This is a genomic window from Streptomyces sp. NPDC060184 (genome assembly GCF_042728795.1).
Classification (GTDB): domain Bacteria; phylum Actinomycetota; class Actinomycetes; order Streptomycetales; family Streptomycetaceae; genus Streptomyces.
The window spans coordinates 100,384-112,923 of sequence record NZ_JBHWYX010000025.1; the positions used below are offsets into that span (position 1 = coordinate 100,384).

Annotated in this window: 10 protein-coding genes and 1 pseudogene; 10 read left to right on the forward strand and 1 reads right to left on the reverse strand. The window is 73.6% G+C overall.

Annotated features, from left to right (window positions below):
- Window positions 1–39 precede the first annotated feature (39 nt).
- The 4 genes and pseudogenes from ACFWEE_RS18590 to ilvD all read left to right on the forward strand — a co-directional run bounded on the left by ACFWEE_RS18590 (window position 40) and on the right by ilvD (window position 4,871).
- The gene (locus tag ACFWEE_RS18590; RefSeq protein ID WP_386890346.1) at window positions 40–996 is read left to right on the forward strand and encodes a Ppx/GppA family phosphatase; all 957 of its coding nucleotides are present in this window, start codon (window positions 40–42) and stop codon (window positions 994–996) included.
- A gap of 211 nt (window positions 997–1,207) precedes the next feature.
- Entirely contained in the window at window positions 1,208–2,032 is an 825-nt protein-coding gene (locus tag ACFWEE_RS18595; RefSeq protein ID WP_386890348.1) for a sugar phosphate isomerase/epimerase family protein, read from the forward strand.
- Window positions 2,029–2,760 (forward strand): annotated as a pseudogene (locus ACFWEE_RS18600) (TetR family transcriptional regulator); the annotation flags it as partial. The gene ACFWEE_RS18595 and the pseudogene ACFWEE_RS18600, both read left to right, overlap by 4 nt.
- A gap of 260 nt (window positions 2,761–3,020) precedes the next feature.
- On the forward strand, window positions 3,021–4,871 hold the full coding sequence (gene ilvD, locus ACFWEE_RS18605; protein WP_386890350.1) for a dihydroxy-acid dehydratase: 1,851 nt from the start codon (window positions 3,021–3,023) through the stop codon (window positions 4,869–4,871).
- A gap of 156 nt (window positions 4,872–5,027) precedes the next feature.
- On the opposite strand, the gene ACFWEE_RS18610 is transcribed toward ilvD, so the two are convergent.
- Window positions 5,028–7,412, reverse strand: a complete 2,385-nt coding sequence (locus tag ACFWEE_RS18610; RefSeq protein WP_386890368.1) for a protein kinase — start codon at window positions 7,410–7,412, stop codon at window positions 5,028–5,030.
- Between the two features lie 124 nt (window positions 7,413–7,536).
- Between ACFWEE_RS18610 and ACFWEE_RS18615 the strand changes: the two genes are divergently transcribed.
- From ACFWEE_RS18615 to proC, 6 genes are all read left to right on the forward strand, one after another.
- Window positions 7,537–7,950 (forward strand): SH3 domain-containing protein, encoded by a 414-nt coding sequence (locus tag ACFWEE_RS18615; protein WP_386890352.1) that lies wholly within the window; start codon window positions 7,537–7,539, stop codon window positions 7,948–7,950.
- Window positions 7,951–8,023: 73 nt separating this feature from the next.
- Window positions 8,024–8,563, forward strand: a complete 540-nt coding sequence (locus ACFWEE_RS18620) for a hypothetical protein (RefSeq protein ID WP_386890353.1) — start codon at window positions 8,024–8,026, stop codon at window positions 8,561–8,563.
- Window positions 8,564–8,629: 66 nt separating this feature from the next.
- A complete protein-coding gene (locus ACFWEE_RS18625) occupies window positions 8,630–9,421 on the forward strand; it encodes a class I SAM-dependent methyltransferase (RefSeq protein WP_386890354.1) in 792 nt (263 codons plus the stop codon).
- A 128-nt stretch (window positions 9,422–9,549) separates the two neighbouring features.
- Window positions 9,550–10,368, forward strand: coding sequence for an ABC transporter ATP-binding protein (locus tag ACFWEE_RS18630; RefSeq protein ID WP_386890356.1), 819 nt, complete (start codon window positions 9,550–9,552; stop codon window positions 10,366–10,368).
- Complete coding sequence (locus ACFWEE_RS18635) at window positions 10,365–11,147, forward strand: ABC transporter permease (protein WP_386890357.1); 783 nt, start codon at window positions 10,365–10,367, stop codon at window positions 11,145–11,147. Before ACFWEE_RS18630 ends, ACFWEE_RS18635 begins: the two co-directional genes overlap by 4 nt.
- 131 nt (window positions 11,148–11,278) lie before the next feature.
- Window positions 11,279–12,088: a pyrroline-5-carboxylate reductase gene (gene proC, locus ACFWEE_RS18640; protein ID WP_386890359.1), complete on the forward strand. Its 810-nt coding sequence runs from the start codon at window positions 11,279–11,281 to the stop codon at window positions 12,086–12,088.
- The last annotated feature ends 452 nt before the right edge of the window (window positions 12,089–12,540 follow it).

The window sequence follows — 12,540 nt, forward strand, 5'->3', positions numbered from 1 at the left end:
GCGCCAAGCGTAAGTCCCTTTCGGCGTAGCGTTCCGGGTATGAGACTCGGAGTCCTCGACGTGGGGTCGAACACGGTTCATCTGCTGGCGATGGACGCCCACCCCGGCGCCCGGCCGCTGCCCGCGCACTCGCACAAGACGGAGCTCCGCCTCGCCCAGCTCCTCGACGCCGACGGGGCGATCGGCCCCGAGGGCGTCGACCGGCTGGTCGCCACGGTGGCCGAGGCGGTCCAGGCCGCCGAGGACAAGGGGTGCGAGGAGGTGCTGGCGTTCGCCACCTCGGCGGTACGGGACGCCACCAACGCCGACGAGGTGCTGGGCCGGGTCCGTGCCGAGACCGGCGTCGACCTCGCGGTCCTCAGCGGTGAGGAGGAGGCGCGGCTGACCTTCCTGGCCGCCCGCCGCTGGTTCGGCTGGTCTGCGGGGAAGCTGCTGCTGCTCGACATCGGCGGCGGTTCGCTGGAGATCGCCCTCGGGCTGGACGAGGAACCCGCGGCGGCCGTGTCGCTGCCGCTCGGCGCCGGCCGCCTCACCGCCGGCTGGCTGCCCGGCGGCCCCGACCGCCCGGCCGACCCGGCCGGGCTGCGCGAGCTGCGCCGGTACGTCCGCGCGGGCATCGCCCGTACGGTCGGGGAGTTCAGCCGCCACGGCAGGCCCGACCGCGTGGTCGCCACCTCGAAGACCTTCAAGCAGCTCGCCCGGATAGCCGGGGCGGCCCGCTCCGCGGAGGGGCTGTACACCCGGCGGACCCTCTCCGCCGCCGCCCTCGGGGAGTGGGTGCCCAAGCTCGCGACGATGACCGCCGAGGAACGCGGGCACCTCCCCGGCGTCTCCCCGGACCGGGCCGGCCAGCTGCTCGCCGGGGCGCTCGTCGCCGAGGGCGCGATGGACCTCTTCGGGATCACCGAGCTGGAGATCTGCCCCTGGGCGCTCCGCGAGGGCGTCATCCTGCGCCGCCTCGACCACCTCCCGGCGGAACGGATCGCGCTGAGCTGACGGGCAGGGACCACGGGCAGGGACCACGGGCAGGGACCACGGCCGGGGACCACGGGCGAGGGCCATGGGCGGGACCGTCCACGGCCCGTCCACGGCCGTCCGGGTTCCCGGCCCGCACGGCAGTCCGTGGCCTTCGGTGCCCGCCCATGGCCCTTGTCACTTTCGCTCCCGCCCCCTCGGCGGTGCGCGATCCGGCCCGTACGCTGTCCAGGTGGCAGATCCAGCGGTGCGCATCCCCGATGCGAAGGTCGCCCTGTCGACGGCCTCGGTCTATCCGGAGTCGACGGCGACGGCCTTCGAGATCGCCGCGCGCCTGGGGTACGACGGCGTCGAGGTCATGGTGTGGACCGATCCGGTCAGCCAGGACATCGAGGCGTTGCGGCGCCTCTCCGACTACCACCAGGTCCCGATCCTCGCCGTGCACGCGCCCTGCCTGCTGATCACGCAGCGGGTCTGGTCCACCGACCCGTGGGTCAAGCTCCAGCGGGCGAAGTCCGCCGCCGAGCGCCTCGGCGCCTCCGCTGTCGTGGTCCACCCGCCGTTCCGGTGGCAGCGTCACTACGCCCGCGACTTCGTCGACGGGATCTGGCGCATGGCGAACGAGACCGACGTCCGGTTCGCCGTCGAGAACATGTACCCGTGGCGCTACCGGGACCGCGAGATGCTCGCGTACGCCCCGGACTGGGACGTCACCCACGACGACTACCGGCACTTCACCGTCGACCTCTCGCACACCTCGACGGCCCGTACGGACGGGCTGGCCATGGTGGACCGGATGGGCGACCGGCTCGCCCACGTCCACCTCGCGGACGGCAAGGGCTCCGGCAAGGACGAGCACCTGGTGCCCGGCCGGGGCGACCAGCCCTGCGCGGAGCTGCTGGAGCGGCTGGCGCGTACCGGCTTCGACGGGCACGTGGTCCTGGAGGTCAACACCCGCCGGGCGATGTCCTCCGCCGAACGCGAGGCGGACCTCGCCGAGGCGCTCGCCTTCACCCGGCTCCACCTCGCCTCGGCCAAGCGGACGCCCCGGCCGTGACCTCCCGTTCCACACCGGATCGTGCCGAGCAGGATCGTGCCGCGCCGGACCGTGCCGCGCCGGACCGTTCCACGCCGGACCGTGCCGCGCCGGACCGTGCCGCGCCGGGCGCCGCCCTCCCGGAGGAGCCCGCCGCACCCCGCCGCAGGGGCCGCCCCTCGCGCGCCGCCGCCCAGGACGGCCCGGACGCCCGGACCCGCATCCTGGAGTCGGCCCGTACGGAGTTCGCCGAGCGCGGCTACGACAAGGCGTCGATGCGCTCCATCGCCCGCGCCGCGGGGGTCGACGCGGCGCTGGTCCACCACTACTTCGGGACCAAGGGCGAGGTGTTCGCGGCGGCCGTGGAGCTCTCCTTCGAGCCCGCCCTCGTCGTCCCGCAGATCCTGGGCGGTCCGCCGGACGGGGTGGGGGAGCGGATGGCCCGCTACTTCGTCTCCGTGTGGGAGAACCCCGTCAGCCGGGCGCCGCTGCTGGCGATCGTCCGGTCCGCGCTCACCCACGAGGCGGCGGCGAAGGTGCTGCGGACCTTCGTACTGCGGCGGCTGCTGGAGCGGATCGCGGCGGAGCTGGACGTGCCCGACCCGACGTTCCGGGCCGAACTGGCGGCCTCGCACCTGGTCGGCATCGCGGTCCTGCGGTACGTCGTACGGACCGAGCCGCTCGCGTCGGCGGACCCGGAGCGGATCATCGCGATGGTCGCGCCGACCATCCAGCGCTACCTGACCGAGGACGGTCCGCACGGTCCGGACAGCCGGCACGGTCCGGACGGTCCGCACAGCCCGCACGGTCGGCCGGACCCGGCGGGGCAGGCACCCGCGCAGGCACCCGGCGGACCGGATCCCGGCGAGGCCGCACCGACCGCTCCGTGAGCAGAGCGTCCCGTTATCCGGACAGGCTGTCCAGATCCTGGAGTCGGGGCGTAGGCTCGGAACAGTCTTTTCCGTCGAAGTAGACAGTCTTTCTTTATCTGTCGAAGGAGCGAGCGACGATGCCGCAGCTGAGGTCCCGCACTGTCACCCACGGTCGCAACATGGCGGGCGCGCGCGCCCTTATGCGGGCGTCGGGCGTAGCGAGCGAGGACATCGGCAAGCCGATCATCGCCGTCGCGAACTCCTTCACCGAGTTCGTCCCGGGCCACACGCATCTCTCCCCGGTCGGCCGGATCGTCTCCGAGGCGATCCACGCCGCGGGCGCGGTGCCGCGCGAGTTCAACACGATCGCCGTGGACGACGGCATCGCGATGGGCCACGGCGGCATGCTCTACAGCCTGCCCTCGCGCGACCTGATCGCCGACTCGGTCGAGTACATGGTCGAGGCGCACTGCGCGGACGCGCTGATCTGCATCTCCAACTGCGACAAGATCACCCCCGGCATGCTGATGGCGGCCCTCCGCCTCAACATCCCGACGATCTTCGTCTCCGGCGGCCCCATGGAGTCCGGCCGGGCCACCCTCGTCGACGGCACCGTCCGCACCCTCGACCTCGTCGACGCCATGTCCGACGCGGTCAACGACAAGATCTCCGACGCGGACATGCTCCGTATCGAGGAGAACGCCTGTCCGACCTGCGGCTCCTGCTCCGGCATGTTCACGGCCAACTCCATGAACTGCCTCGCCGAGGCCATCGGCCTCGCCCTCCCCGGCAACGGCTCGACGCTCGCCACCCACACCGCCCGCCGCGCCCTCTACGAGAACGCCGGCCGCACGATCGTCGAGATCACCAAGCGCCACTACGAGCAGGACGACGCGACCGTGCTGCCCCGCGCCATCGCGAGCCGCGCCGCGTTCGAGAACGCCATGGCCCTCGACATCGCCATGGGCGGCTCCACCAACACGATCCTGCACCTCCTCGCCGCCGCCCAGGAGGCCGAGCTCGACTTCGGGCTGCCGGAGATGGACGAGATCTCGCGCCGCGTCCCCTGCCTCGCCAAGGTCGCGCCGAACGTCGCCAAGAACCGTACGTACTACATGGAGGACGTCCACCGCGCCGGTGGCATCCCCGCCATCCTCGGCGAGCTGCACCGCGGCGGACTCCTCAACGAGGACGTCCACTCCGTCCACTCCGCCTCCCTCGCCGACTGGCTGAAGAACTGGGACGTGCGCGGCGGTTCGCCCGCCCCCGAGGCCGTCGAGCTGTGGCACGCCGCCCCCGGCTGCGTCCGCTCCGCCACCGCCTTCTCGCAGTCCGAGCGCTGGGACACCCTCGACACGGACGCCGCCGAGGGCTGCATCCGCGACGTCGCGCACGCCTACTCCAAGGACGGCGGCCTCGCGGTCCTCAAGGGCAACCTCGCCGTCGACGGCTGCGTCGTGAAGACGGCCGGTGTCGACGAGTCGATCTGGACCTTCGAGGGCCCGGCCGTCGTCTGCGAGTCGCAGGAAGCGGCCGTCGAGAAGATCCTGCTGAAGCAGGTCAAGGAGGGCGACGTGGTCGTCATCCGCTACGAGGGCCCCAAGGGCGGCCCCGGCATGCAGGAGATGCTCTACCCGACCTCGTACCTGAAGGGGCGCGGCCTCGGCAAGGCGTGCGCGCTGATCACCGACGGCCGGTTCTCCGGCGGTACGTCGGGCCTGTCGATCGGCCACGCCTCCCCCGAGGCGGCCTCCGGCGGCACGATCGCGCTGGTCGAGGACGGCGACCGCATCCGCATCGACATCCCGAACCGCTCCATCGAGCTGCTCGTGCCGGACGCCGAGCTGGCGGCCCGCCGCGAGGCGCTGAACGGGGTGTACGCGCCGAAGAACCGCGAGCGCAAGGTCTCGGCCGCGCTGCGCGCCTACGCCGCGATGGCGACCAGCGCGGACCGGGGCGCGGTGCGCGACGTCTCCAAGCTCGGCTGACCGCTCCTCGGAAACGGCCCACGACGCGACGACCGCCCGGCCGCCCCGAAAGGGGTGCCGGGCGGTCGTCGCGTCCGGGTCCCGCAGGGGGCCCGGGCGGTCGTCGCGCCCGGGGTCTCCCAGGATCGCCGGGCGGCCGGACCCGCGGCCCGTGCCTCACCAGGAGCCCGGATCGTTCCCGTCCACCGCGAAGACGGAGCCGTCCGGGGCGGTGCCGACGACGTGCCCGCCGACCGGGACGGGCGCGGCCGGCCAGGAGGTCGTCGCGAGCTCGCCCGACCCCAGCCGGGGGGCCGTCTGCCCGAGCAGGGTGCCCCGCCGGGTGTCCACGGCGAGGAGCCGCCCGTCCGCCGCCGTGAAGTACAGGCGGTCGTCCGCCGCCGTCACCGGGAGCGACGACAGACCCACCCCGGTCTCCAGCCGCCACCGTTCGGCGCTGCCGCCGCCCGCCGCGGCGCGGGTCCGCAGGGCCACGACGGCACCGCCGGGAGCCAGCAGATAGGCGGTGTCACCGGCGACGACGATGTTCGGTCCGGTCATCCGGAACGGCAGCGGAATCCGTCGAGCCGTCCGCTCTCCGGGGTCGTACCGCACCAAGGCGTCCGTGGCCGAGTCCTCTCCCGTCGCCTTCAGGATCAGCGCCCCTTCCGACACGCCGACGGGCGTCAGCATGCCGTCCAGCCGCCGCTGCCACCGGAGGTGCCCCGTCGTCGGGTCGATCGCCGTGACGAGTGTGGTGTCCCGGTCGGGGGCGTTCTCGTAGAGATAGGCGACCCCGGTCGCGGGGTCGTGGAAGCCGTAGGCCGGCAGCGTGTGTCCCGCGAGTCGTCCGCTCCAGCGCACCGCCCCCGTCCCGGAGTCGATCCCCTCGGCGGCGCCCCCGCCGCCGAGGCGGAGCAGCGTGTTCCCGGTGCTCCGCAGGGTGCCGGTGGCCGGGGGCGTGTCCGTCGACCAGATCTGCTCACCGTCCTCGGAGCCGTAGGCCCGGAGCGCCCCGCCCGGCTCGTCGACCAGGACGGCACGACCGCCCGGGGCGAGCGCCTCCCCCTTGTACGAGGAGTCCCGGTGCGACCAGAGGGGGTGCCCGTCCTCGGGGTCGAGGCGGGCGATGCCGTAGCCGGGCGCCGAGCAGTAGAGCGCGGCCTCGTGCGTGCCCCCGCCGCCGGCCGGAGGCGCGGTGCTCCCGCCGCCGGACGGAAGCGTGCCGCCCCCGCCGCCGCCGGACGCTGCCGCCGTGAAGCAGTACGGGATCGAGCCGGCCGCCCCCGGCAGGACGGTCCGCCACGGGACGAAGGCGGCCACCGTGCCCGGCGCCGCGCCGTCCGGCTCCGCCGCCCGGCCCGGTGGCGCACCCGCGCCCACCTCCGCGTACACCGCACCCGCCGTGGCGAGCGTCAGCAGCGCCGCCGCGCCGGCCACCCACCGCGCGCGGCGCGTCGGCCGTCGCCCGGCCAGCGGGGCACGGTCCGGTGGGACGGGCACGTCCCGCACGTGGGTCGTCCCCGAGGAGGGAGGCGGCCCGGCCGGGGCGACGTCCTGCGGGGCCCCGGCACCCGGAGCCCCGGTAGCCGGGGCCCCGGCGCCTCGGGCACCGCCCCGCTCCCGCGGGTGCGTGGGGGCCGCCGTGTCCTCCGCACGCCGCTCCGGGGTCCCTCCGGCCAGGGATCCCCCGGGCGCCGGGCGCCGCTGGGCCGGCACGAAGGCAGCCGCGTCGTACGACGGCGGCAGCAGCGCCGCCATGATCTCGTCCGGGGTCGGCCGCCGCGCCGGGTCCTTCGCCAGGCACTGCGCCACGAGCGCGGTGAGGTCGGCGGGCACCCCGGTCAGGTCGGCCTCGTCGTGCACCACCTGGTAGGCCACCAGGTAGGGGCTGTCCGAGTCGAACGGCCCCCGACCGGTGGCCGCGTGGACCAGCACCGCGCCCAGCGCGAACACGTCGGCGGCCGGTCCGACCTCACGCGGACGCTGGAACTGCTCGGGCGCCATGTAGGGCGGCGACCCGATGAGCTTCCCCGTCTCCGTACGCAGCTCGCTGTCGTACGGACGGGAGATCCCGAAGTCGATGACCTTCGGCCCGGAGTCCGGCAGCAGCACGTTGCTCGGCTTCAGATCGCGGTGGATGACCCCCGCCCGGTGGATGTCCCGCAGCGCCTCGGCGAGTCCGGCGGTGAGGCGCCGCAGTTGCGCCGGGTTCATCGGACCATTCCGCTTCACCTGGGCGGAGAGCGTCGGGCCGGGCACGTACAGCGTCGCCATCCAGGGCAGCGCGGCGGCCGGGTCGGCGTCGACGACCGGTGCCGTGAAGGCTCCGCTGACCCGTCGGGCAGCCGCGACCTCCTGCCGGAAACGTGCCCGGAACTCGGGGTCCGCCGCGTAACTCCGATGCACGATCTTGATCGCCAGCGGGAGCCCGGAGGCAGACGTGGCGAGGTGCACCACACCCATGCCGCCTTCGCCGAGGCGCCCCTCCAAGCGGTACCGGCCGGCGTACTCGGGATGTTCCGCTTCCGGACCCGGCCCGGCTTCCCGCAGCGGCGCCATCACCCACCCCCGTGTGTTCGACCGCAAGCGCGACGCACGGAGCCTATTCGATGCTTCGTCCTTGTCGCGCAAGGGTTGTTAGCCTGCGCGTCACCTGTACCGATCCGACCCGGGGGAGGGCCGTATGGCCGTCGAAGAGAACACCACCGAAGCAACCGCCCCAGCGAACGACGCCGAACCCGTGAGCGCGGTGGGCACGCTCCGGGAGCAGGTACCGGTCGTACCGGAGACGGCGAAGACCCTGGCCGTCGAGCCGCTGGCCGGCACCGCGACGCTCGCCTCGTACGAGGTCGCCCGCTACCCGATCGCCCCGGGCTACCGCGTCAACGTCCGCACCGGACCGGGCACCGATTACCCCATCGTCCGGCTGATGCCCTACGGGATGACCGTGCCGATCTTCTGCCAGAAGACGGGCGAGCGGGTCACCGGCCCCTACGGCTCCTCGAACCTCTGGGACTGCATCGCGAACGGCGAGTACGTGTCCGACGCGTACGTGCACACCGGCAGCGACGGCTGGGTCGCCAGCCGCTGCGCCTGAGCTGTCGCGGCCGGTCCGGTCGGCGGGGCGTGGGGGCACCCCGCCGGCCGGACCGCGCGGAATAATCGACGGCGTGAGCGAGAACAGCGACACCACCCGACCCGACGGAACGACCGGCGCGAGCCCGCGCGGCACAACGGCCCTGGGCCCGCAGCCGGAGACGCTCCGCTTCTTCGGCACCACCTGGGTCGACCACGACGGCGGTTACACGCTGCGCCGGATCGGCGTCTCGGCCGGATCGCTGGCCGCGGCCGTCGCCTCCTGCGTGGTGCTGCGCTTCGCCTTCAGCGGCCTGGAGGTCGCCGCGATCGGCAGCTTCCTGAACATCCTGGTCGTGCTCATGTTCGCCGTGTGCAGCGCCGTCGCGTTCCGCAAGACCTGGGAGGGCTTCCGCAGCCGCCCGGCGGACCCCGGCCGCGAGGACAACCTGCGGGGCCTCAAGACGATCGGCTTCGTCGGCTCCCTGCTCGCGTACTTCGTCCGCTCGCTCCGCGAAGCGCCCGGCGAGACGCTGCTGCGCACCGAGTACGAGACCGCTCTCGCCCGCTACACCAAGCGCCGCACGACCCGCACCGGCAACCCGGCGGCCCGCAAGGCCCGCAACGGCAGGTAGCGCCCGGCCCGCAAGGGCGGGCAAGGGCCGGTCGGCGTACCACTGACTCCCCGAAGGACGTGCCGCATGCCACCCGCCACCCCGTCACCCGTGCCCGCGTCGGTCCGCGCCCTCTCGTTCGGCGGGGCCGCCGCCCTCTACGCCGCCGCCCGGCCCGGCTACCCGCCGGAGGTGTTCGCGGCCCTGGAAGAGGTGACCGGACGCGCCCTCCCCGCGCTGAGCGCGGTCGACGTGGGCGCGGGCACCGGCATCGCCACCCGTGAACTCGTCCTGCGCGGCGCCCGCGTCACCGCCGTCGAACCGGACGCCGGCATGGCCGCCGAACTGCGCCGGTCGCTGCCCGGGGTGCCCGTGGTGCGCGGCGACGGCAACCGGCTACCGTTCGCCGGCGGCTCCGCCGACCTCGTCACGTACGCCCAGTCCTGGCACTGGACCGACCAGGCCCGCTCCTGGCCGGAGGCCGTCCGCGTCCTGCGCCCCGGCGGGGTCCTCGCCCTCTGGTGGAACGTCGCCGACCACCAGGTCCCCTGGGTCGCCGAACAGGACGCGCGCATCCGCCGTCACCTCGGCGCGGACCACGGCGTCCACGCCACCCCCGCTCCCGGCACCCCCTCCCGCGCGGTGGGCCTGCCCGAGGAGGGGCCCGTGGGCCGCCGGCTGCCCTGGTCCCGTCGAGTGAGCCTGAGGACCCACCTGGACAACCTCGCCAGCCATTCCGCGTTCCTGGTGCGGGGCGAGGAGCACGCCGAGGCCGACCACCGGTTCCTCACCGAGGAGGGCGACCGCCTGCGGGGGCTCTTCCCCGACGGCACGGTCGAGGAGCGGTACGTCGTCGACCTGACGACCGTCACGGTCTGAGAACTTCCGCCCCCACCTCGCGGACGGAGGGCAGACCCTCGGTACCCGGCCCGGAGCCCCGGAATTCCCCGGGACTCCGGGCTTTCCCATGCCTTGACGCCGGAACCGCCGCGGAGCATATTCATCGCATGATGAATAATCAGCGCACCGGTGGCCCCGACCCCGCGCCACCACCCCCCGGGGCCCCGGGGAGCCCGGCCGTCCGAGCCGAGGGCCTCACCGTCGTACGCGGCGACCGCACCGTGCTGCGCGGCCTCGGCTTCACCGTCGAACCCGGCAGGATCACCGGCCTCCTCGGCCCCTCCGGCTGCGGCAAGAGCACGCTGATGCGCGCGATCGTCGGCACCCAGGCCCAGGTCACCGGCGCACTCGACGTCCTCGGCGCCCCCGCCGGGCACCCCGGCCTCCGCTCGCGCGTCGGGTACGTCACCCAGGCCCCGTCCGTCTACACCGACCTCACGGTCCGCCAGAACCTCGACTACTTCGCGGCCGTGCTCCTCCCCGGCCGCGCCCACCGCTCCACCCGCCGCGCCGCCGTCGCCCGCGCCATCGACGACGTGGACCTCGCAAGCCACGCCGACGCCCTGGCCGGCCGCCTCTCCGGCGGGCAGCGCAGCCGTGTCTCCCTCGCCGTCGCCCTGCTCGGGGAGCCCGAACTCCTCGTCCTGGACGAACCGACCGTCGGCCTCGACCCCGTCCTCCGCCGCGACCTGTGGAACCTCTTCCACGCCCTCGCCGCCGACCGGGGAACCACGATCCTGGTCTCCTCCCACGTCATGGACGAGGCCGAGCGCTGCCACCGGCTGCTCCTGATGCGCGAGGGCGCCCTCCTCGCCACGGCGACCCCGGAGGAACTGCGCACCCGCACCGCGAGCACCACCGTGGAGGACGCCTTCCTCCGCCTTGTCGACGAAGCGTCCGCCCAGCCCGAGGAGAGCGCGCGATGAGCAGCGACAGCCCCGCCGGAGCCCTCACCCCGGCCCGGCCCCTCACCCCGGCCCGCACCCTCGCCACCGCGGGCCGCGTCCTGCGCCAGCTCCGCCACGACCCGCGCACCATCGCCCTGCTGCTGGTGATCCCGGTCGTGATGATCGTCCTGCTGCGGTACGTCTTCGACGGCAGCCCGGAGACCTTCGACTCCATCGGCGCCTCGCTGCTCGGGATCTTCCCGCTCATCACGATGTTCCTGGTGACCTCGATCGCCACCCTGCGCGAACGCACCTCCCAAACCCTGGAACGCCTCCTCGCGCAGCCCCTCGGCAAAGGCGACCTGATCGCCGGATACGCGCTGGCCTTCGGGGCGATCGCCGTCGTCCAGACCCTGCTGGCCACCGCCGTCTCCGTCTGGCTGCTGGGCCTCGACGTCGTCGGCTCGCCCTGGCTGCTGATGCTGGTGGCACTGCTCGACGCCCTGCTCGGCACGGCACTCGGGCTCTTCGTCTCGGCGTTCGCGGCCTCCGAGTTCCAGGCCGTCCAGTTCATGCCGGCGGTGATCTTCCCGCAGCTCCTGCTCTGCGGCCTCTTCACCCCGCGCGACCAGATGCAGCCCGTCCTGGAGGCGATCTCGAACGTCCTGCCCATGTCGTACGCCGTCGACGGCATGAACCAGGTGCTCCACCACCCCGAGATCACCGGTGACTTCGTCCGGGACGTCGTCGTGGTCGCGGGCTGCGCCCTGCTGGTCCTCGGCCTGGGAGCGGCCACCCTCCGCCGCCGTACCGCCTGAGCTGTCCGCCCTGCGGTAACCCGACCGGCTCCGGGCGGGCCCGGTGCGAGGATGACCGCGACGAGCACGGGACGGAGCCCGGAGCACACCGCGTGCCGAGAACCGTGAGCACAGCCCGGAGGGTGAACCGCATGACCCAGACAGTCGCAGTCCTCGGCACCGGCAAGATCGGCGAGGCGCTCCTCAGCGGAATGATCCGGGCCGGCTGGCGCCCGGCGAACCTGCTGGTCACCACCCGCCGCCCCGAGCGCGCCGAGGAGCTGCGGAACCGGTACGGCGTCGAGTCGGTCGACAACGCGGAAGCGGCCAAGAGCGCCGACATCCTCATCCTGGCGGTGAAGCCCCAGGACATGGGCTCCCTGCTGGACGAGCTCGCCCCGCACCTCACCGCCGACCGCCTCGTCATCAGCGCCGCCGCCGGCATCACCACGGCGTTCATCGAGGACAGGCTGCCGTCCGGCACCCCGGTGGTCCGCGTCATGCCCAACACCCCCGTGCTCGTGGACGAGGGGATGTCCGTCCTCTCCGCGGGCAGCCACGCGACGGGCGAACACCTCGGGACCACCGAGGAGATCTTCGGCGGGGTCGGCAAGACGCTCCGGGTCCCCGAGTCCCAGCAGGACGCGGCGACCGCCCTTTCCGGCTCGGGCCCGGCGTACTTCTACTTCCTGGTCGAGGCCATGACCGACGCCGGAATCCTTCTCGGCCTCCCGCGCGCCCAGGCGCACGACCTGATCGTGCAGGCGGCGATCGGCGCCGCGGTGATGCTCCGCGACAGCGGGGAACACCCGGTGAAGCTCCGCGAGGCCGTGACCAGCCCCGCCGGCACCACCATCAGCGCCATCCGAGAGCTGGAGAACCACGGGGTGCGCGCCGCCTTGATCGCCGCCCTCGAAGCCGCCCGTGACCGCAGCCGCGAGCTCGCCTCCGGCCAGGGCTGACCCGCCCGTACCCCCGCGGGGCCCGCCTTCCCGCCGCGTCGGTGCGCCGTGCTCGCCGCGTACGCCGCCGCGCGGTGCGGACCCCGCAGGGGGCCGCGGCCCCGGGGTTGACACGCCGCCTCCCGATCCGTAATGTTCTCCGAGTTGTCCGACGTGAGCGCCGACCCCGGTCGGTCCCCGGACAGCCATTCCGCACCACCACTCAACAAGGCCCGACTTTCCGTCGTGTGCCTTTGCGTGTGCTTGTGTGAAATGAGGATTGCGCGTTCGAGAGAACAGCCCCGATTGGCTTCGGGGCCCGGTAATCCGCTAATGTCTCACTCGTCGGAACGGCCCGCAACGGTCGGGAAGACAAGCCCCGCTGACTGGGAATCAGGCCCGAAAGGATCTGATAGAGTCGGACTCGCCGGAAAGGGAAACGCGAAAGCGAAGAACTGGAAAGCGAAAACCGC